This is a genomic window from Deltaproteobacteria bacterium, from assembly GCA_016180855.1.
Lineage (GTDB): Bacteria > UBA10199 > UBA10199 > JACPAL01 > JACPAL01 > JACPAL01.
The window spans coordinates 144,373-164,510 of the sequence record JACPAL010000009.1; the positions used below are offsets into that span (position 1 = coordinate 144,373).

Below are 20,138 nucleotides of genomic sequence, written 5' to 3' on the forward strand. Positions count from 1 at the left end.
TCTAAAAGTTGCAACAAAAGTTATGGATCATTTTATTCATATTATCACCCAGCCGGACAACATTGCGATCCTCGTGATGATAGTTGCTATTGTCGCTTGCACACTTGTTGCCTTTCGCGAGATCTGGCTCAACGATCGTCTGATCAAAGAGGGGAAGAAAGAGGAAATTTATAAGAGAATGACGGAATAGAGGGCCCTCTCCCTCCGGTGGGAGGGGGAAATGGATCTGGTTGTTGACTTCAGCGGGTGAGGGCAAACGGAATCTGGTATTTCTCCATCAATTGTTTCAATCGTTTCCCATCGATCAGTTCCATCGGGGCCAGCTCTGTCAGCCTTGAAACCTCGGGAGGCAGTTGGCCGGTCGTGACAAGAACTCCTTTGGAGATTCGTTCCTGAGTGACCGTGTTAGAGAACTCGATGATCTGCGGTAAAGGGACTGTTTCCCCTTTTTTCAGGAGAATTCCTCTAAAAAGATATTTTCCTCCGATAATCGGGGCTGGGTTCTCGGCGAGGAGATCAATCCCATTCTCTTTTTTTTCAGCTTCGATCATTTGCAACTTCATTTCATCGACGAGTGCGAGGCAAACCGTTTGGAGAACTTCAAGCGAGATCAAAGGTTCCTCAAGAGAAGAGGAGGGGGTCGTTTTTTTTCTGTCAAAAAGTGCCGAGAGCAGAATCAGGAAAAAGCCAAGCAGCAGGGCGATTCCTGCGAGAAGGAAGACCGGCATTATTTTGAAGTTCCCGTCAGGCGATGGTTCACACCCAATTTCTGGCGTTCCTTGTAACGGGAATGCTCGTTTTCTCCCTGATTGTTTTCACGGAAGGTCGCTTCATCTATAATTTGAAATTCAACAAGCAGGTGCGTGATACATCCCAGTGTCTCGGTTCGGAGTATATTCGCCTGCTCCAGATAACGGTCCATACGGACAGGGAGGTCCGCCGTAAATTTCATAACGTGATAACTCTTGCCCGAGTATTCAGGGCTGGTTGTTGCCATGACGGAGTGGGGCTGGTTTTTTTTGTCTGCGGATTCCCTGAGTCGTCGATGGAGATAATCGGGGAGCGGGAGGTTCAGTTCCAGAAGCTCTTTTTCATCAAACAGATCGTTGACCGATTGTCCGGGGACGACGTAGTTCATTGGGACGACTGAATCAAAAAGCAGGAGCAGTATCTCGAGAACCTCCTGACGTGTTGGGACAACGATCTGGTAACGGACCTTGTCATTGTTTCTTGCCGGTGTTGAGCGTTTTGCCAGAAGTCGTGTGATAAGACTCTCCTTCTGTTTTCTTCCACACGTATACTGAAGGGCAGGGACCTTTCTGCGGATCGGTCCGGAGAGGACCCTTTCAATCTTGTCGCAAACAAGGCTGTAGAGGTCGCGTGGCATGATGGGACAATGAAAGATCAGCTCCTGGCCGTCGATGTGGTTGATAACATGCATCGTCTTCAGCAGCGCACAGGCTTGTGATTGAAGGGCCGGATTTGAGAAATCAGAGGCGGCGAGAAAGACCTCGAGTATTTTTTGCGGATTCATGAGCTCTTCGGAAAGATTCAGATGGAGATGTCCACGCAGATATCCAACCGCCTCGTTGTGAACCGCCATGAGTCGATCGGAGTCTTTGGTCTCCTCCAGGTGGTACTCGTTGATTCTCAAGAAATGGCGCACCTCGTCCAGGTTCTTGAAGTGAAAACGCGGCCAGTCGATGATCGATTCTCCGGTGAGAGCCAGATGAACGGTATCCCGTTCCTTGGGGGTTAGTGATGAGTAGAGAGATGACATCAATCATTGTTCTCTATCAGAAGTTCCGTTCGTTGACAACGAAACTTCATTATTTTAAGCCTGCCGGCGAAAAAAGGGGGACCGATGGCTAAAATCAGGGAGATTGTTGGGAGAGAGATACTGGATTCACGCGGCTGGCCAACTTTGGAGGTAGATATCCGCCTCGATGATGGAACCGTTGGGAGAGGGGCGGTTCCCTCCGGTGCCTCAACCGGGAGTTTTGAGGCGTTGGAGCTTCGTGATGGGGATCAAAACCGCTTTTTGGGTCGTGGGGTGCAAAAGGCGATCAAGCATATCGTTCGGGAGATTGGGCCGCGTCTGATCGGCTATGAGATTGGTCGTCAGAAAGAGCTGGATCAGCTTCTTCTGAATCTGGATGGTACCGAAGAGAAATCCCGTCTCGGTGCAAATACCATTCTGGCCGTTTCTATCGCCTATGCCCGGGCGACTGCTGGATCCCGAAAAATCCCCCTCTATCGTTCGATTGCTGAACTGGCAGGCCGGCCCGGCACTCTTCTGCCTCTCCCCATGATGAATGTTATCAACGGGGGTCGCCATGCCGACAACAATATCGACATTCAGGAGTTTATGATTGTTCCGGCCGGATCAACCTTCGCCGAATCTCTGCGAATCGGGGCCGAGGTCTTTCAATCGCTTAAAAAGAATCTGACGGCTAAAAATCTCTCGGTTGCTGTGGGGGATGAGGGAGGATTTGCGCCGCGTGTCGAATCGATCAGGGAAATTTTACAGCTGTTGATCGATGCGGTGGAGAAGGCGGGCTATCGGCCTGGAGAGCAAGTTTATTTTGCCTTAGATGTTGCCGCGAGCGAGTTCTTCGTTCGAAATGAATACCGACTCCGCTCCGAAGAAGGCGTTTTAAAGCGAGCCCAGGAGCTCTCGGACTATTATAGAAAACTGAAACGGGATTTCCCGGTTGTTTCAATTGAAGATGGACTATCCGAGGAGGACTGGGCGGGCTGGGCCTACATGACCTCCCAGTTGGGCGGAACGGTTCAGCTGGTTGGAGATGATCTCTTTGTAACAAACAAGAAGCGCTTGGAGAGGGGGATTGAACAGAGGGTGGCCAATGCAGTCCTCATTAAACTCAACCAGATTGGGACCGTCTCAGAGACATTAGAGACAATGCATCTTGCCTGGAAGGCTGGTTATCGAACCATCGTTTCTCATCGGTCGGGAGAGACGGAAGATCCTTTTATTGCCGATTTTGCCGTCGGGACAGGGGCTGGACAGATCAAGACAGGAAGCCTTTCCCGATCCGAACGGCTTGCAAAATACAACCAGCTGATCCGGATTGAAGAGGAACTGGGGCCGAGGGCCCAGATGGCAAAGACAGAGATTTTTTCCTCGCCTCACCGGCCGGTCTCATGAGAAGACCGCCTCATGCCTCCTGCAAAATCAGTCATTATTGAAAAGGCGACCTTAAGGGACATCGACGGTATATTGAAAATCGAGAATCGGTCCTTTCCTCAACCGTTTTCAAGAAACATGTTTGAAACGGAGCTCCTGCTGGAGATCGCCCATCTTTATGTGCTTCGGGAGAGGGCGCGGATAGCCGGTTATATTGATTTCTGGCATGTCGGTCCGGAGATTCATCTCATCAGTATCGCCGTTCACCCTCGAACACGCCGGCGTGGACACGGACGGCGCCTCATGGATTTTCTCTTTCAATCTGCAAGAATGCTCAAGGCAGTCGAGATTTTTTTAGATGTTCGCCTCTCCAACAAGGGGGCAATTCAGTTGTATCGAGAGTACGGTTTTAAAAGAGTAGGTGTCCGCAAGGAGTACTATCGTGACAACAGAGAGGATGCGTTGGTCATGCGGTGCGATTTGTCACACGAAACTTTTAGGTCAAACATCCGACATCCCTCCTGATGTCGCCATCCGTCGAACGGGACGCAAGAAATCAGTTCCTGTTGAATAGCGGGATTGTTGCGGCCAGTCTGGTGCTTCCCTCTGTAGCTCCTCTGGGGATGTTGGGGTATTCCATTTATCAATCGGTTCATGAAGGGGAGTCACCGAGCAAGATTCTTCCCCGTACGACTTTTGGCATCCTCATGACGCTCCCCTCCCTCAATGCAGCAACCACTTTTTCTGCCCTTTTCGGACGCAGGGTTTTTGGAAGATTTTTTGACTTTTTGACCCTAAAACCGGTCGCCCAGGCAAGTCGGCTCCTCATGAATCCGTTCGTGACCACCCCGTTGTTTTTCATTTCTCTTGGAGCGTCTCTCGTCAATGTCTTTGACAACACAAAAAAGGCGGTTGCTGGGGAAGTGAGTATTACAACCTCTTTCTATCTCGTCTCATCCGACGCGGTTCTTTTGTTCTCCTCGCTTCTTTTTATAGGACTTCCCCCTTCATCTAAAATTGTCCATTCCGTCGATCCGTCCGATGGGACGATCCGACTGACCATTAACAGCTCCGGGCAGGAGTATGGCCTTAGACAAAAATTTGAGGGGATGAGGATCGCCGGGATCAAGGGGCCGTCGATGATTGCAAATTATCGTCCGGAACAGCGGCTGAGGAGGCAGGCGATGAGATTGGATCAGGAATTACAACTCGAACTCCTGAGTCGTACAGGGGTGAAAGAGGTGGTTGTGAGGGGGAGTCAATATTTAGGTGAGGCGACGAGGCAGGGAGGAGGGGCGGCTACGGCTCTGTTCTCGAACCACTGGTATCTCCCCGATTTTGCGATCTATCGCGTGGCGATTCAGGCAACCGGTCGGGACCCGATGCCATTTGGGAAAGGCGATCTTTTTGGGATTCCTCATATTGCGAGGATTGCATCGGCCAAATTTGGTCATCGCGCGGCACGCGCCGATCGAGACTTTCCCCTTAATGTGGAAACAATGAAGGCGGCCTTGGCGGACCGTTATGAGGATGGTGTTGAAAGAGTTTTTTTTGAGGTTCCCCCCTGGACGCGGACAAACAAGGGGACGATGAGAGACCGAATTGGAACGATCTTTTCCAGAGATCCAAAGACTGGGGGTCTGGTCTCTGTTGATCGTGCTCATGGAGAGGATCATGCCGGTAAGCTCTGGGGGCATCATTGGGAACCGTATGCGCGGGCGATTTTGTACGCTGAAAAAGAGAATGTTCACTATTGTGTCGTCCCGTCCGTTGTTCGATACAGAGATCGAGTAGGGGGTGGGTTTAGAACCGTGGAGGTTGAATTTTATCCCCCCGTTCCTGTGAGTCCTTATATCGATTTGATGCGATCACAGGGATATTCCTTGGAGAGGGTGGCCAAGAGATTTCGAGATGATCAAATGCAGTGGCAACGAGAGGCCCTTTTGGGACGCGACGGCTATCATACGGAGCTCACGAATGATTATTATCGTTTTGTGAGGGGGAAGAGGGGATTGGGACGGATTGGGCACGGAACGTAAGTAAAATGAGCGGGAGACGGGGGTCGAACCCGCGACTGAGGATCTCCATATTCAAATGGAGACGGCCATGTCCTCCTCAGTGGTTGTTTCGGGATCGAAAATCGTTTTTTTAGCCTTATCGGGAGAACCTGGCTTATGGGAATAGAGATTGAAGACCCAATCCCGAAATGATAATGGCTGTCTGTTTTGACAGGAATTGCTTATGAAAAAACTCCTTCTCTTTAGTCTTTTTATCATGATTCAAGGTTGCGGCCTTGGTGAAGAGTGGCCCTTATCCAGTTCCAGAGCAGATTCCTTAAGTTTATCCGATCTGAAACTTTATGTAAGCATTAAGGAATATAAGCGGAGTGGGACGGCTCTGGTAGGCGTAGGCTTAAGGACACGGGGGCTTCTTGGCGTCCCAATTAAGTTTGATCAGAGTGAAAGCTTCAAGGCGACAATCGTCAATCACCAAGGTGAAACAGAAACAACCACATTAACCTACGATAGTAGTGCAGGTTTCTTTTGGCGTGATGGCACCTTTGTTTCTGATTTTTATGGGGCGACGGTTAGTCTGCCAGAGGTTGGAAGCAATTATACGATAACTTATACGGACACAGACGACGGCATTGAAACAAATGTTTCGTTTTCATCTCAGGGTGGCCCCGACATAACCTCCCCCGAGGATGGGAGCAGCTATTCTGTGTTCGATGACTTGCCGATTGAGATAACTTGGAGTCCAGGAGGTTTTGATCAGCTCAACCTGAGCTACCTCTTCGCCTCTTTTGCTGAGGATCAGATTGAATTAGAAGATACTGGAAGTTATTCGATCGAACGCAACACTCCTCCTGGAGAGAGGGGCAAGCTCGGCAATGTAAGGATAAGATTATATAATTATACAGCATATGATGAGGCACCCGGTTTTGGCAGCGCCGATATAATAATCGAAACAAGAGACGAAATAAATTTAGGGGTGAGTCTCAATCGCTCATAAGACCCAATGAGGGCGAAACACCTTTCTCTCTCCTCCTCGCCACCCACTGAAGCAAATTGACCGCTACGATTGGGACGGATTGGGCACGGAACGTAAGTAAAATGAGCGGGAGACGGGGGTCGAACCCGCGACATCAACCTTGGCAAGGTTGCGCTCTACCACTGAGGGCTCAGTCGAAGCCCTCAGCGCTCGTACAAGACTTGTGCTACTCCATAACCCCAACTTGGTACAAGCCCTGAGCCTGTCGAAGGATTACTCCCACGAAAATTTCCTTTTTTAGGCTATCACATCAACCTCTTATGTCAATCGAGCGAGGGGCTTTTGTGTGTTATTTACTGTTATACTAGTAAAAATATAAGTTTTTTTATTGACGCCATTCTTGTTCCTATATAATATACTATAAATTACTGTTAAAGCAGTAAATGCTATGTCAATATATAATGATTTCTATCGCAACCTGGCCTCCACGATCCGGTTTCACCGGAAAAAAAGTGGCCTAAGCCAACAGGAATTAGCCAGGTTGGCCGGCATCGGAAAAACAGCCGTCTTTGATATGGAGCATGCCAAAACAACGATTCAGATGGATACTTTTATTAAAATTTTAAACGTCCTGAATATAAAAATGGAATTGAGGAGCCCGCTCCTTAAGCCGGAAAGGAACGAAGAATGAGAAAGGCCAACATTTTTTTTAATGGGAAACCGACTGGGCTTCTGATTGAAGAAGAGAACAAAAGTTGTCGGTTCGAATATCTTGAAAAATACCATGGCCCCCCTGTTTCCCTGACCCTCCCGACGACAAAACGAAATTATCACTTTGACTCTTTCCCCCCCTTTTTTGACGGGCTCCTTCCGGAAGGAGCTTCATTGGAAGCCTTGCTCCGGCAGGCCAAACTGGATCGGGATGATTTTTTCGGACAACTGGTGACCGTGGGAGCCGACCTAGTCGGAGCCGTCACCGTCGAAGAAATAAAAGGGCCCTAATGCGCTCCCCCATCTGTCCCATCACCTATGAACCGGTTGTCGCAGGAGAAAGATATTCTCAAAAGGGATTGCGGCTTCTCTCCCCGCAACTGAAAAATTTAAAACCGCTCCCTTTGAATGCAGAAGAGCTTCGGGTTGAAGCCAGAAAGCGGGCCCATAAAATATCGATCCAAGGGGTGCAGATCAAATTAAGTGCGAAACTGCGACCCAGTGCCGGGCTTTTTGAAATCACCGATGTGGGAGGCCGGTTTATTTTAAAGCCTCCGCACGAACTCTACCCCGAGCTTCCGGAAAACGAAGATCTGACGATGCGTCTAGCAAAGAAAGTCGGGATTGAAACTCCCCTGCATGGACTGGTCTATTCCAGAGAGGGGAGCCGCACCTACTTCATCCGCCGTTTTGATCGGACCACCCACAAACAGAAACTTCCCCTGGAAGACTTTGCACAGCTCTCTGGCAACACCCGAAACACAAAATATGATTTCAGCATGGAGCGGTTGGTCCCGATTTTGGATCGCCATGCCACTTTTCCTCTTTTGGAAAGAAGAAAACTGTTTGCGCGCACCATTTTTAATTATCTGGTTGGCAATGAGGACATGCATCTGAAAAATTTTTCGCTAATTTCCCGGGAAGAAAAGGTGGAATTGGCGCCGGCCTATGATTTTCTAAACACCACGCTTGTACTTGGAGCCGATGCCGAGGAAATAGCTCTCCCGCTTTGCGGCAAGAAAAGAAACTTGAACAGGAAAATTCTGATTGATTATTTCGCCCTGGAAAAACTCGCTTTAAATAAACGGGATGTGGAAGAAATTTTAAATGTCTTTGTGAAAGCCAAGGAGGAGTGGAAAAGACTGGTCGGCATTTCCTTTCTTTCCGCTGCAATGAAGACGAGTTATCTGCAGATTATGGAAAATCGCCGGCAACGATTGCAGATCTGACGCATTTTTATCGTCACCCTCTTTCTCGTTGTCTGTTAAGGCGAAAAGGATTAAAATACCCCTGTTTTGAGAATAGGAGGTTTTGAATGAAGGAGTTGGTGTCACTTTTCAGGCTCTTGGTACTTTGGTCGGTTCTCTCTCTTGCCGCCTGTGCGGCGAACGTGGAAGGGACCTCAGCTGATGCGACCGCCTCATCGGAAGACGGCTTTGTTGTAAGCAGCACCTCTCCCTCTGATGGCTCAACCGATGTCGGTCGCAAGGCGACCGTTTCTGTCACCTTTAATGAAGAGGTGGATAGCTCCACCTTAACACTGGCAAACTTTTCCCTCTCCCAAGCGGCCTCGAGCAGTTTGGTGATCGATGAGGAATCAGGTGATGCAGGAGATGAGGCGTCCCTTGTGGTTGCAGGGGAGAGACGGCTTGTGAGCGGGAGCTTGAGTTATGGTGACTCCTCAAAATCCGCACTTTTCAGCCCAACCTCTTCTTTCGGAAGTTCTACCCGGTACACGATTACACTCGGGACCGGGATCAAGTCGATTACAGGAAAGGCCCTCACCTCGGCTTACACCTTTTCATTTACCACGGGGAGTAGTCAGACGACAAGTAGTGGTACGACGAGTATGGGCGGCACAAGCTCCGACAGTGGCTCAACAACCGGCAGTACGGGGGGCACAACAACGAGTGATGAGGAGACCGAAACCTCTTCGATGAGCCCTATCTGTTCCTCAAATGCCACAACGATGTCGAAACTCGTGTGCGATTCGTCCGCCTGCTACTTTTTTGAATATAGTGGAAACTTGACGACAGGGAATATCTGCCGGTGCGATCTTGTCACAGGGGTGAGAAACTGCTTTTTGCAAGACATCTGCATCCCGATGAAGATGTCAATTACCGCCTCGGCGCTTTACTACGCCCCATCGACCAGCTGTGGCAGGAGCATCAGGAGTTGTCTCCTTTCGGATACCTCAGGAACTTGTACCCCGACAACTCTGGCCACAGCGGATTTTTCCTCTTTTGACAACGGCATCCCGAATGATGGGACCTATCTTTACTTTGGTGATGGAACCGATAGTGTTGACAGGGTCCTCATTGCTGATGGATCAATCAGCACCGTCTGTCAGCCGACCGGTACGACCAACCCAACCAACATGACGATCGATTCATCGAACGCCTATTTTTTATATAAAATCAATGACTCTTTTGTTCCAACGGCATTAGCGAAATGCCCCCTCGGATCGGGTACAGCTGTTACGGAGCTCGTAACGGTGAGTAATCCGGTCATTCGATTTGTGAGTGACGGTTCGTATCTCTACTACGTCGATGGAGGCTCCAGCTACAGTGGCATAGGGACTGACTGGGACCTCAAAAGGGTTGCCGTCTCTGGGGGATCGGCGACCCCCCTCTTGAATGACATGGTGCTTAAAGGTGGATTGATGGGGATTGCGGTCTCAGGTGACTATCTCTACATTTCGAACTCCAGCTCCAGTGGAACGGCTGCCTCGTTATTGAAGGTAAAAAAAGACGGTTCCTCGTTTGAGACACTGGCCGACATGGGTAATATCAGTGACATCTTTATCCTGGGGGATAAGGTTTATATTAGTGGCTCTACGAGTACTACCTCAGGCATATTTAGTGTCACCAAGTAGTAGAAACCTCCACATTCCCGGTTTGACAAAGAAGAACAGATGGTTAACTTACTCCCCCTGTGTCCAAGAGAGATTACTATGATATTCTAGGGGTCCCTCGTGAGGCGACAGGGGACGAGGTAAAGAAGGCGTATCGCCAGGCGGCACTCAAGTACCATCCTGACAGAAATTCGGGCGACAAGGTGGCGGAAGAGAAATTCAAGGAGGCCTCAGAGGCGTATGAGGTCCTCTCCGACGCTGACAAGCGGCAGCGATATGACCAGTTTGGCCACGCCGGGCTCTCCGGGACAGGCTTTCACCACTTCACAGATGTTGATGATATTTTTTCGAGCTTTGGTGATCTTTTTGAGGAGTTTTTCGGGTTTGGTCCTCGCCGTGGTCGGCATGGTCGGAGTCGGGGGGCGGATCTGTCGGTGGAGATCATGATTACTCTCGAGGAGGCTTATAAAGGGACGGAAAAGGAGATCGAGATCAGCCGGCTGGAGGCGTGCAGCACCTGCCATGGGAGTGGGGCAAAGCCGGGAACCTCCCGAAAGAGCTGCTCTCGCTGTGGTGGGTCGGGACAGGTCGGCAGGACACAGGGTTTCTTCATGGTGGCGACGACCTGCAACGTCTGTCATGGAGAGGGGGCCGTGCTGACCGATCCCTGTCATGATTGTGAGGGGGAGGGGCGTCAACATAGATCCAAAAAACTCTCGGTAAAAATCCCGGCCGGGGTTGATGAGGGGACACAACTCCTCCTCCATCACGAAGGGGAAGGGGGGCGTGAAGGAGCCGGGCGTGGTGATCTCTATGTCTTTATACATCTTAAGCCTGATGAGCATTTTGTTCGGGAACGGCAGACCCTCCACCTCCAGGTTCCGGTCAGCATGGTGACGGCGACGCTTGGGGGAGAGATCGAGGTTCCGACGCTGGAGGGCCCAAGAAAAATTCATGTCCCAAAAGGGACGGAGACGGGTGAAAAGGTGGCCGTAGAAGGGCTCGGGTTCCCGGGGTTGCGCTCCAAGGGGCGGGGGGATCTCGTTGTCCATTTCAAGGTACAAATCCCCAAACATCTGAACAGGCGGCAGGAGGAGCTCTTAAAAGAGTTTGCTGAAATTTCTGGCGAATCAGCCGCTAAAAAGAAAAAAGGTTTTTTTTCGTGAACCGTCCTGGCTTCGAAGAGGGGTTTCTGAAGGGGAAGGGGGGGGTTAAACTTTTTTTCCGTAGGCGGGAGGTTGCTTCCCCTAAGGCCTCCCTCGCAATCGTCCATGGCTTGGCGGAACATTCCGGTCGGTACGGGTCGTTTTTTGATTATTTTATGAAGGCCGGCTGTTCGGTTTACGCCTTTGACCTCCGTGGCCACGGTCATTCCGAGGGGTTACGTGCCTATGCGGAGACAATAGACGATTTTCTGGAGGATCTTCACCTCTTTCTTAAAATGGTCTCTCAGAGATCCAGAAAGAAGCTCTTTCTGGTCGGACACAGCTTCGGAGGGCAGCTTGCTTTAAATTATGTGGCAAAACATTCTGGCTTGCGCAACGGGAGGCCGACGGGGATTGTCCTCTCCTCTCCCAACGTCCGGTTGGCCCTGCAGGTTCCGGCCGCTAAGGTAACGGCGGGGAAAATGCTCTCAAAGATTCTCCCTCGTTTGACACTGGCGAACGAGATTCCGTTTGATTTCATCTCTCATGATCGTGAACTGGTCCTGGCGACCAAAAAGGATCCGTTGGTTCAGAGAAAAATCACCGCCCGACTGGGGGATCTGATCCTTAAAAATCAGGAATCCCTCTTTTCGCTGGCCCCCAAAATCAACCTTCCCTCGCTTTTTCTGCAGGCGGGGGATGACAAGATCTGTTCCGCGGAAGGGGCGAGAGAGTTTTTCAAAGAGATTTCAGTTGAAGACAAGAGCTTCAAGCTCTATGAAGGGTTCTATCATGAGGTTTTTAACGAGGTACAGAAGCGGAAAGTCTTCTATGATCTGGAACAATGGATTGAGAAACATCTTTAGCAGGATGTTGAGAAAGGCCCATCTACTTCGTTGTCTGCTTCGATCGCTCCTCGACGTACAGGCAAGTACGCCTGCGTCGCGTCTCAGCAGCCTGCCTCGTATCTGGGACCTTTCTCAACATCCTTTCAATCCCCTTTGTCAACAGACTGCCAGGGCGGTCCTTTTCTTCTTTCTGCTTGTTGTTAGCGCCTCTGCTGCCTCCGATTACGGGAAGGTCCTGGATCACTGGAGCCGTCACGCAAGGGTGTTCACGACCGACAACCTTGAAATGAAGCTTAAATGGCATGCAACCTATTTGAGTGTTGATTTTCGTGAAGCGAGGCGGGACAAGCTTTCTTTACTGCTGGCAATGTCTCCGAAGGAGGTGGACCGGTTGAAAAAAGAGGATCTCTCGGACAACTCCCGGTATGACGATTTTATGGTTGCCCTCTATGTCGGTTCCGGCGGCGATTCAAGTCTTGGCACGAGAACATCTGATTGGAATTTTCTGTTGGAGTCTGAGGGGCAAACGGTGAGGGCCGTCAGTGCCGATTACCAGCCGATCTCGCAGAAACAGAAGATTCTCTATTCCTATTTGGATCCCTGGTCCCGCCTTTATCGGGTCCGCTTTCCGAAGACGATCCGTTCGGGCGAATCCTTTCTCCTCAAAATGGTCGGGATTCCGGCGAGTTCTGAATTGGTTTGGAAGTTTAAATAATCGTATCTCTCCGAAATTCTTCTTTTGTCTCAGGAGTGTCGAGTGTGTAGTGAAGCCCGCGGCTTTCGCGCCGCCAGAGGGCTGACTGGATAATCAGATCGGCCACGGTGGCAATGTTTCGAAGTTCCAGGAGATCCGGCGTAATTTTAAAATCCCAGTAATAACGGTTAATCTCTTCCGCGAGCAGATTCATCCGGCGTCGGGCACGCAGGAGCCTCTTGGTGGAGCGGACAATCCCGACATAATTCCACATCATCCGACGAATCTCGTCCCAGTTTTGTGTGATGACGACCTGTTCGTCGGAGTCCGTTGCGGTGCCCGGGTTCCAGTTCGGAATCGGCCTGTCCGTCGAAGTCGTAGCGGAGGCGGATACACCAGACCGGATCTCCTGAATGGAGGTGAGGGCAGAGCGATGGGCCATGACCGCCGCCTCGAGGAGAGAGTTTGAGGCAAGGCGATTAGCCCCATGCAGGCCGGTGCAGGCAACCTCTCCAGCCGCATAAAGTCCCGGAATGTTCGTGTGTCCCTCAAGGTCTGTCATAACGCCCCCACAAAAATAATGGGCCGCAGGAACAACCGGAATCGGTTGTTCTGTTATATCGATTCCATAGCGAAGACAGTTATTGTAGATACCGGGAAATCTCTCCTTGAGAAAGGAGGCCGGTTTGTGGCTGAGATCGAGAAGGACGTAGTCGTCACCAGTCCGCTTCAATTCCGTATCGATGGCGCGGGCGACAACATCGCGTGTTGCGAGCTCCTTTGCCGAGTCATACCGGGACATGAAAGGGGCGCCCGATTTAAGCCGCAAGATTGCCCCTTCGCCACGGACTGCCTCCGAGATCAGAAATGATTTTGCCTGCTGGTGAAAAAGGCAAGTGGGATGAAACTGAACAAACTCGAGGTTGGCCAGCCGGGCCCCCGCGCGGTAGGCGATCGCCATGCCGTCGCCCGTAGCAATATCGGGATTGGAGGTATAGAGATAAACCTTCCCGGCCCCTCCCGTGGCGAGGAAGATCGTTTTTGCCCGGATCGTTTTAATCTCCCCGGTCAGGCGATCTAATGCATAGAGGCCGAGACAACGTTTTGGTTGATTTCCGATGATGAGATCGATCGCCATGTGGTGCTCAAGGATCCGGAGGTTGGGGCTCCGTTTGGCCGCTTCCAAAAAGGTTCGTTCGATCTCTGCCCCGGTTTGATCCTTGGCATGAAGGACACGGCGTTGACTGTGTCCGCCTTCCTGTCCGAGATCAAACTCCGTGGTGCTTCTCTTTGAAAAATGAACCCCCAGATCCAGAAGATGTTTGATCTGGGCAGGCCCCTCGGAAATGATCGTTTGAACCACCTTCGGATCGCTGAGCCCACACCCCGTTTTGAGGGTGTCCTCAATGTGTGAATCGATTGAATCTGTTGCGGAAAAGACCGCTGCGATTCCCCCTTGGGCGTAGTTCGTATTGGCCTCTGCCTTCTCCTTCTTGGTGATCAGAAGGACGGAGCCATAGGCGGCGACCTCGAGGGCGTAGGAGAGACCGGCGATACCGGAGCCAATCACCAGGAAGTCGGTGGTCAGGGATAAATCCACAACCTCAACCTAGAAATAATTAATTCTTTTGGCAATCCCTCAAATTATGGTAGCGCCACTCCCATGCCCTGGATGGAGCGAACAAGAGCTCGCAAGCCTCTTACCACCGATCAGTTACTGGGGATCGCGAACTACCTGACTTACGGAAGGATCGTTATTGTGATAATCGTCGTTTTTCTCATGATGATGATGAACGATCATGATCCGGACCGTATTCTGATGACGAAAACATTGAGTTGGATTTGCATGGTGTTGGTAACGATTGCCGGGATCTCCGATGCCGTGGACGGTTACTATGCGAGAAAATACGGCGTCGTTAGTTCGTTTGGAAAATTCTTGGACCCGCTGGCCGATAAACTTCTTTCGATGTCGGTCCTCATCATGCTCCTTTCTTTGGGCCGTGTCCCTGCCTGGATCGTCGTTTTGTTGGTCGCGCGCGATGTGACGATCACGGCGGTTCGTTCGATGGCAGCGGCGGAGGGGATAGAAATCGCCGCCTCTTGGTGGGGGAAGAGGAAAACCTTGATTCAGACCATTGCCCTTGGATTTCTTCTGGTCCATCATCAATTCTATTTTTTGAATCCTCATGCCGTCGGTATGGGACTTCTGTGGGTGACATTGTTTGTTTCAATCGGATCGGCACTTCATTATATCACCGGATTTTTCAGTGAGGTTCTAACAAGAAAAAAAGGAGGAGATTATGGCAGTCGCACGAGTCACTGAGTTGGTCGCTTCATCAACCGAAAGCTGGGATGATGCCGCACGACAGGCGGTCACAAGAGCCGCCAAGACGCTTCGCGGGATTACCGGGATCGAAATTGTCCGTCAGACCGCAAAAGTCGACAAAGGTCGGATTGCCGAATTTCGGATTCACGCGAAGATTACCTTCGTGCTGGAGAAGTAGATAGCCATGGGCAAACCCATGGCACTTTAAAACCACGCGCTACGCGCACAACAGAAGCATTCACCCACGTCCAAGGGCGTGGTACTCTGCGCGCGTCGTGGATCCCCGATGGGGATTGTCAAGGGGAGAGCTGGATCTTCCCTTGACTTTAGCGAGCGTCGGATTCACTCCGCGCGAGCGAAATAGAGCGGAGCAGCTCTTCGAACTGTTGAAAATTCAGTGTCTGAAATCCGTCGGAGAGTGCCTTGGACGGTTCCTTGTGTATCTCAATGATCACTCCGGCTGCCCCGGCGGCGATTGCCGCTCGGGTGAGCGGGGCAACGAGGGAGGCGCGGCCCGTGCCGTGAGAGGGATCGACGATAATGGGCAGGTGGGAGACCTCCCGGATGTAGGCCACGGCGTTTAGGTCGAGTGTGTTTCGCGTTGCTGTCTCGAAGGTTCGGATTCCTCTTTCGCAGAGAACGACCTGATCGTTCCCTCCCGCCAGGATGTACTCAGCGGCCAATAGAAATTCTTCAATCGTTGCCGCCATCCCCCTTTTCAGTAAAACCGGTTTTCGGATCTCTCCGAGACGCCTCAGCATCTCGAAGTTTTGCATATTGCGGGCACCGACCTGGATCATATCGGCATACCGGACAACCTCATCCAGGGTTTCGAGATGGAGCAGTTCCGTCACCACGGCAAGTCCGAATTGATCAGCCGCCTTCCGGAGATATTTGAGCCCCTCGACCCCAAGCCCCTGAAAGGCGTAAGGGCTTGTCCTTGGCTTGAACGCCCCTCCGCGGATTGCCTTGACCTTGTTTTTAAAAAGGCATTCGGCCGTTTCAAAAACATGGGTCTCGCTCTCGACACTGCAAGGCCCTGCAATAATCACAGGGGGATTACTGCCGCCGAACGTGACACCATTCTTAAGTCGGATGAGCGTATCCTGGATTCGCCATTCGCGTGAGACGAGCTTATAAGGTTTGGTGACGTGAAGGACCTCTTTAACGGCGTTGTTCAAGTGTAATTCTGCTTCATCAATATACTTTGTATTACCACGGATGCCGATCGCCGTCCGTTCCGCACCGGGAAGAAAATCAGGATTGTAACCGGCCTTACGGATATTTTCGAGGAGTTCGTCAATCTCTTTCTGGGCCGCTTCTTTTTTAAGGACAATCAGCATGGTTTCCGATATAGCGGGATCGATTTAATGAGTCAAAACAAGAAATCAGCCGTTGTGATCGGAGGAGGGGCCTATGGGACCGCACTGGCGAACCACCTGGCCCGAAAAAAGATCCCGGTGACGCTCTGGGCAAGAGAAGCGGCGATTGTCCGACAGGTTTTAGAACAACACCAGAATGACAGTTTTCTTCCCGGCATCCCACTCGATCCTTCGCTTAAGGCGACCCAGAATCTGGATGAGGCGACTCGGGGGGCCGAACTGGTTATCTGTGCTATCCCTTCCCAGTTTTTGAGGCCGGTTCTAAAGGAGATCATCCCGCGTTTGGACCCCCCGAGTATTTTATTAAATGTTGCGAAGGGAATCGAAACTGCCACGGGTAAGCTTTTATCTGAAGTTTATGAGGAGTTGACCCCTCCCCGGTATCACAGGCAGATTGCCTACCTCTCTGGACCCAGTTTTGCCCGTGAACTGGCAGAGGGGCATCCAAGTGCGGTTGCCTTGGGAAGTCGCGAAGAGGCGGTTGGAACGATAGTTCGGAATTATTTTGAGTCCGACTGTCTGTTTCTTGACCAGACTTCCGATGTGACGGGCGTCGTTGTCGGGGGTGCAGTCAAAAACGTCATTGCGATCGCCTGTGGCATGGCGGATGGATTGGGTTATGGTCATTCCACACGGGCGATGTTCATGACGAAAGGGCTTCATGAGATGATCGCCTTAGGCAAGAAACTGGGGGCCGATCCGGCAACCTTTCATGGTTTGTCAGGGGTCGGCGATCTGATCGTCACCTGCATGGGAGAACTCTCTCGTAACAAAAAGGCCGGAATAGAGGTGGCCCAGGGAAAATCCGTTGAGGAGATCATCTCCAGTGGTTCCGGAGTCGCTGAAGGCTTGGAGACCTCTAAGGCAGTTCATTTTCTTTCCAAAAAATTGGAGATCCGTCTGCCGATCTGCGAAAATGTTTATCGGATTCTCTATGAGGGAAGGCCGATTCGTGAACTGTTTTCTGTTTAAGGGTGTAGATATTTCTCGAAAATAGCCCTTGTCTTCTCACGGCATGAGAGAAATCGATCAACGATCGAGTGGTTGAAGTATCGGTTCTCGAGTTGTGAAAGCCAGTCGGCATTTTCAATCAAGGTGTCGGACTCGCGACCGAAAAAGAGCCTGATCCGGGTTTCCAACTCCCTTAGGTAAAGGTAGGTATTCTGCAGGAACTCGCCCTCTTTTTGGTTGAGAATTCCGCCTCTTTGAAGGGTTGTGAGTGCCTCGAGGGTATTTTGTTTTCTTAAGTTCCGTTCCTCCCGGCCATGGAGTAATTGCAGATATTGCACCAGAAACTCGATATCGACCAACCCACCACGTCCCAGCTTGATTTCGTAATGACCGGGTGATTCCTTGGCGAGTTCCTGCTCCATCCGTATTCGGAGTTGATAGATTTCGGGGGCCGGATCCTGGCTGAGCGGCTCTTCGTAGATCAGTTTGTCCAGAAGCTGGTCGACCTTCCGGATAAAGTTTTCCTCCCCCAGGACAGGGCGGGCCTTGATGAGCGCCTGACGTTCCCAGATCCGTCCGAATTTGTGGTGGTACTCTTCAAATGAATCGAGTGTTGAGACGAGTGTGCCAGCCCTTCCGGACGGGCGGAGCCGGGTGTCAATCGAGTAGGCACGTCCGGCCGCCGTGAGGAGTGAAATGGCGGAGATGATTCTCTCTGACAACTTGGTGTAAAAAGCCATTTCGTCCGGTCGTTCCAGGAGGAAGATCAGGTCCAGGTCAGAAAAGTAGTTGAGTTCCTTCCCGCCAAATTTTCCCATTGCGAGAACAGCGAACGGTCCTTCGGGAGGGGTGATTTTTCGTGACAGCTCCTCCCAGGCGATCTGATGCCCCCCGCGAAGGATTGTCTCTGCGATGATCGTCAGTTCTCGAAAGAGTTGGGGGAGAGGCCAGCGTCCTGCTTCGTCCTGGTCCTCGATTCGCTTTAGCCGCGACCTCTTGAAACGACGCAGGATCTCCAGCCGTTCCTCGAGGTCGGACTCCGCCGAAATTTCCTGATTCAGTTCATTCCAGTGGCTGATGACCGGACCACGCGCCTCGGCCATCGCTCCAAAGCCGGCTAGTCTCTCAAAGCAGGCGGCAACCTCACGTTGGTGCCGATGGAGCTGCTGCAGAAAACGGTCTGGCTCATTGTATCCTGCTTGTCGTGAGAGGATGCTGATCTCTTTTTGTGAGGAAGGAAGGGAATGAAGCTGTTGTTCCTCTCTCATTTGAAGGCGATTTTCCAGACGCCGAAAAAAAATATACGCCTCCCGCAAGCTGTTTTCTTCCTGGGCCGGGAGGAGCGAAAGCCCTTTAAGCACTCGGAGGGAATCGAGCGTGTTTCTCTTTCGAAGCTTCGGTTCCCGGCCTCCATAAAGGAGTTGAAAGGCGGAGACAAAAAATTCAATTTCTCGAATACCGCCCCGGCCGAGCTTGAGATGAAAGGAGCCTGTGGAAAGTCTCTCCACCTCCGTGTTGATCCTCTCCTTCATCTTGCGAATCTCCTGAATGGCGGAGAGATTGGCGGTTCGCGGATAGACAAAGGGGGTGAGCCTTTTGAGACAGTCCCTGCTGACTCGGGCATCTCCCGCCGCATGTTTTCCCTTGATCCAGGCGAGTCGTTCCCAGACGGCGCCTCGAATCTCGTAGTATTTTTCTAATGCATCGATTGAATTGACAATCGGACCATTTCTCCCTTCCGGTCTTAAGTCGAGATCGACCCGGAAGCAGATCCCCTCGTCTGACCGTTCCTGAAGGAGTCGGGTAATCAATTCAGACCCTTTTGCAAAGAATTCAAATTGTTCCTGTTCCTGCCTGAAGGAGCCGCTTTTTTTTGCCCCTTTGCCGGAGAGGTAGAGATAGAGGATATCAATATCAGAGCTGAAATTCAGATCGTCACCTCCCAGCTTACCCAGGCCGATCACGGAAAAAGGGGGGGGCTGGACCGATTTCTCTCCAAGGATCCTGAAGGCGGACCAGCAGGCCCCATCAATCAGGGCGTTGGCGAGCGATGAGAGCTCCAGGCCAATCTCCTCAAAAGAGGCGAGGGCGGATAGATCCCGAACCGTGATCCGGACAAATTCAGAATATTTGTAGAGCCGGAGAATCTTTTGGGCAGAAATGTCGTCGTTCCGGAACCCTTTTTTCAGCAGGGTTGAGATCTCCTGCTTCATCCGCCCTTCTGTTTTTCTTGCCGAAAATGTTTTTCGGATCAGATTTTTTTTAATTATTTCGGGATGCCTTAAGAGGAAATCGACCAAAAAGCGGCTATTGCCAAGGAGTGAGAGGAGTGGATGAAAACGATCCTCTTTAAAGGAAGGACCAAGAAGAGTCCTCAACTCCTTCCACTGGAGTTCCGCGAGTTCCGGATTGGCGGAGTTTGTGAGATCCATTTCGTCTTTGAAGATACCCCAATTTATTTTTCAAGTAACCAAATTTCCTTTAAGACGATGGCGCTTTTGAGATGCAACTTTCCGGGGGTTCTCGAACTTACCTGCCTGTTGATTCTGGTGGAGGTTACCAGCCGACGTCAGGGAACTACGCACTGACGACCGGTCTGCTGATGGGGAGTCCGTTCTACTCAACCCGCTACACCGAATTTGATGCCTGGAAAGACGGATTCAGGACAAAACTGACGACCGCCTCGGGACTGGGCGGGATGCTTGGGACGTCTCTCGCAATGAACCTCGGGATGAAGGTAGCGATGCCGGGGATTGTGAAAACCGTCTCTCTCTTCGGTATTCATTCACCGCTCGCTGCGTTTCTGATCTCAACAACGGCGCTTTCGGCGCTCAGTTCGGGAGGGATGACGTTATTTCAGGGTTGCAATGACGTATGGGCTGCAGAGATTGGGATGGATGGAGACGAACATGAGTACCTCTCAGCTCTTCGTTCAGAATCTCTGTGACGGGATGGTCGGGATGGCGTCTGGCCGAGGGGTCGGTGGAACGGTCACAGGGGTTCAATCGAGGCTTTCAACACTTTCATTTGGAAATAGCGTCGCCTGGCAAACGGTCCCCGTTAGAGAATCGGGAGGCGTGGGGGATCG

Annotated in this window: 22 protein-coding genes and 1 tRNA gene; 17 read left to right on the forward strand and 6 right to left on the reverse strand. The window is 51.3% G+C overall.

Annotated elements, in window-relative coordinates:
• The first annotated feature begins 22 nt into the window (after positions 1-22).
• A complete protein-coding gene (locus HYT77_05205) occupies positions 23-190 on the forward strand; it encodes a hypothetical protein (protein ID MBI2067392.1) in 168 nt (55 codons plus the stop codon).
• A 49-nt stretch (positions 191-239) separates the two neighbouring features.
• Here the strand turns inward: HYT77_05205 and HYT77_05210 are convergent, their stop codons facing one another.
• Positions 240-728, reverse strand: a complete 489-nt coding sequence (locus HYT77_05210; GenBank protein MBI2067393.1) for a restriction endonuclease — start codon at positions 726-728, stop codon at positions 240-242.
• Complete coding sequence (locus tag HYT77_05215) at positions 728-1,780, reverse strand: TIGR04552 family protein (protein ID MBI2067394.1); 1,053 nt, start codon at positions 1,778-1,780, stop codon at positions 728-730. The genes HYT77_05210 and HYT77_05215 overlap by 1 nt, the downstream gene beginning before the upstream one ends.
• Positions 1,781-1,864: 84 nt before the next feature.
• Here HYT77_05215 and eno point away from each other — a divergent pair, with 84 nt between their 5' ends.
• The 4 genes from eno (at position 1,865) to HYT77_05235 (ending at position 6,160) form a co-directional block, all read left to right on the forward strand.
• Positions 1,865-3,169: a phosphopyruvate hydratase gene (gene eno, locus HYT77_05220; GenBank protein MBI2067395.1), complete on the forward strand. Its 1,305-nt coding sequence runs from the start codon at positions 1,865-1,867 to the stop codon at positions 3,167-3,169.
• A 12-nt stretch (positions 3,170-3,181) separates the two neighbouring features.
• A complete protein-coding gene (rimI, locus tag HYT77_05225) occupies positions 3,182-3,673 on the forward strand; it encodes a ribosomal protein S18-alanine N-acetyltransferase (protein MBI2067396.1) in 492 nt (163 codons plus the stop codon).
• Positions 3,673-5,187 (forward strand): hypothetical protein, encoded by a 1,515-nt coding sequence (locus HYT77_05230; protein MBI2067397.1) that lies wholly within the window; start codon positions 3,673-3,675, stop codon positions 5,185-5,187. Before rimI ends, HYT77_05230 begins: the two co-directional genes overlap by 1 nt.
• A gap of 202 nt (positions 5,188-5,389) precedes the next feature.
• Complete coding sequence (locus HYT77_05235) at positions 5,390-6,160, forward strand: hypothetical protein (protein ID MBI2067398.1); 771 nt, start codon at positions 5,390-5,392, stop codon at positions 6,158-6,160.
• 111 nt (positions 6,161-6,271) lie between these two features.
• Here HYT77_05235 and HYT77_05240 read toward each other — a convergent pair.
• Positions 6,272-6,330 (reverse strand) — tRNA-Gly (locus tag HYT77_05240).
• A 257-nt stretch (positions 6,331-6,587) separates the two neighbouring features.
• On the opposite strand from HYT77_05240, the gene HYT77_05245 reads away from it, so the two are divergent.
• The 7 genes from HYT77_05245 (at position 6,588) to HYT77_05275 (ending at position 12,412) form a co-directional block, all read left to right on the forward strand.
• The gene (locus tag HYT77_05245; GenBank protein ID MBI2067399.1) at positions 6,588-6,830 is read left to right on the forward strand and encodes a helix-turn-helix transcriptional regulator; all 243 of its coding nucleotides are present in this window, start codon (positions 6,588-6,590) and stop codon (positions 6,828-6,830) included.
• Positions 6,827-7,141, forward strand: a complete 315-nt coding sequence (locus tag HYT77_05250; GenBank protein MBI2067400.1) for a HipA N-terminal domain-containing protein — start codon at positions 6,827-6,829, stop codon at positions 7,139-7,141. The genes HYT77_05245 and HYT77_05250 overlap by 4 nt, the downstream gene beginning before the upstream one ends.
• Positions 7,141-8,079 (forward strand): HipA domain-containing protein, encoded by a 939-nt coding sequence (locus HYT77_05255; protein MBI2067401.1) that lies wholly within the window; start codon positions 7,141-7,143, stop codon positions 8,077-8,079. Before HYT77_05250 ends, HYT77_05255 begins: the two co-directional genes overlap by 1 nt.
• A gap of 86 nt (positions 8,080-8,165) precedes the next feature.
• Positions 8,166-9,725: an Ig-like domain-containing protein gene (locus tag HYT77_05260; protein MBI2067402.1), complete on the forward strand. Its 1,560-nt coding sequence runs from the start codon at positions 8,166-8,168 to the stop codon at positions 9,723-9,725.
• Between the two features lie 59 nt (positions 9,726-9,784).
• A complete protein-coding gene (gene dnaJ / locus HYT77_05265) occupies positions 9,785-10,870 on the forward strand; it encodes a molecular chaperone DnaJ (protein MBI2067403.1) in 1,086 nt (361 codons plus the stop codon).
• Positions 10,867-11,715: a lysophospholipase gene (locus HYT77_05270; protein MBI2067404.1), complete on the forward strand. Its 849-nt coding sequence runs from the start codon at positions 10,867-10,869 to the stop codon at positions 11,713-11,715. Before dnaJ ends, HYT77_05270 begins: the two co-directional genes overlap by 4 nt.
• Before the next feature lie 4 nt (positions 11,716-11,719).
• Positions 11,720-12,412, forward strand: coding sequence for a hypothetical protein (locus HYT77_05275; protein MBI2067405.1), 693 nt, complete (start codon positions 11,720-11,722; stop codon positions 12,410-12,412).
• Here HYT77_05275 and nadB read toward each other — a convergent pair.
• Positions 12,405-13,991 (reverse strand): L-aspartate oxidase, encoded by a 1,587-nt coding sequence (nadB, locus tag HYT77_05280; GenBank protein MBI2067406.1) that lies wholly within the window; start codon positions 13,989-13,991, stop codon positions 12,405-12,407. The genes HYT77_05275 and nadB overlap by 8 nt on opposite strands.
• 63 nt (positions 13,992-14,054) lie before the next feature.
• On the opposite strand from nadB, the gene pgsA reads away from it, so the two are divergent.
• Both pgsA and HYT77_05290 read left to right on the forward strand, forming a co-directional pair.
• Positions 14,055-14,714, forward strand: coding sequence for a CDP-diacylglycerol--glycerol-3-phosphate 3-phosphatidyltransferase (gene pgsA, locus HYT77_05285; GenBank protein MBI2067407.1), 660 nt, complete (start codon positions 14,055-14,057; stop codon positions 14,712-14,714).
• Entirely contained in the window at positions 14,692-14,895 is a 204-nt protein-coding gene (locus tag HYT77_05290; protein MBI2067408.1) for a dodecin domain-containing protein, read from the forward strand. The genes pgsA and HYT77_05290 overlap by 23 nt, the downstream gene beginning before the upstream one ends.
• 148 nt (positions 14,896-15,043) lie before the next feature.
• Here the strand turns inward: HYT77_05290 and aroF are convergent, their stop codons facing one another.
• Complete coding sequence (gene aroF, locus HYT77_05295) at positions 15,044-16,060, reverse strand: 3-deoxy-7-phosphoheptulonate synthase (GenBank protein MBI2067409.1); 1,017 nt, start codon at positions 16,058-16,060, stop codon at positions 15,044-15,046.
• Positions 16,061-16,087: 27 nt separating this feature from the next.
• On the opposite strand from aroF, the gene HYT77_05300 reads away from it, so the two are divergent.
• Entirely contained in the window at positions 16,088-17,071 is a 984-nt protein-coding gene (locus HYT77_05300; GenBank protein ID MBI2067410.1) for an NAD(P)-dependent glycerol-3-phosphate dehydrogenase, read from the forward strand.
• Here the strand turns inward: HYT77_05300 and HYT77_05305 are convergent.
• Positions 17,068-19,482, reverse strand: a complete 2,415-nt coding sequence (locus HYT77_05305) for a hypothetical protein (GenBank protein ID MBI2067411.1) — start codon at positions 19,480-19,482, stop codon at positions 17,068-17,070. The two genes, HYT77_05300 and HYT77_05305, sit on opposite strands and share 4 nt — an antisense overlap.
• Positions 19,483-19,553: 71 nt before the next feature.
• Between HYT77_05305 and HYT77_05310 the strand changes: the two genes are divergently transcribed.
• Positions 19,554-19,997 (forward strand): hypothetical protein, encoded by a 444-nt coding sequence (locus HYT77_05310; protein ID MBI2067412.1) that lies wholly within the window; start codon positions 19,554-19,556, stop codon positions 19,995-19,997.
• A partial coding sequence (locus HYT77_05315; protein MBI2067413.1) for a hypothetical protein occupies positions 19,960-20,138 on the forward strand: 179 nt, incomplete at its 3' end. The genes HYT77_05310 and HYT77_05315, both read left to right, overlap by 38 nt.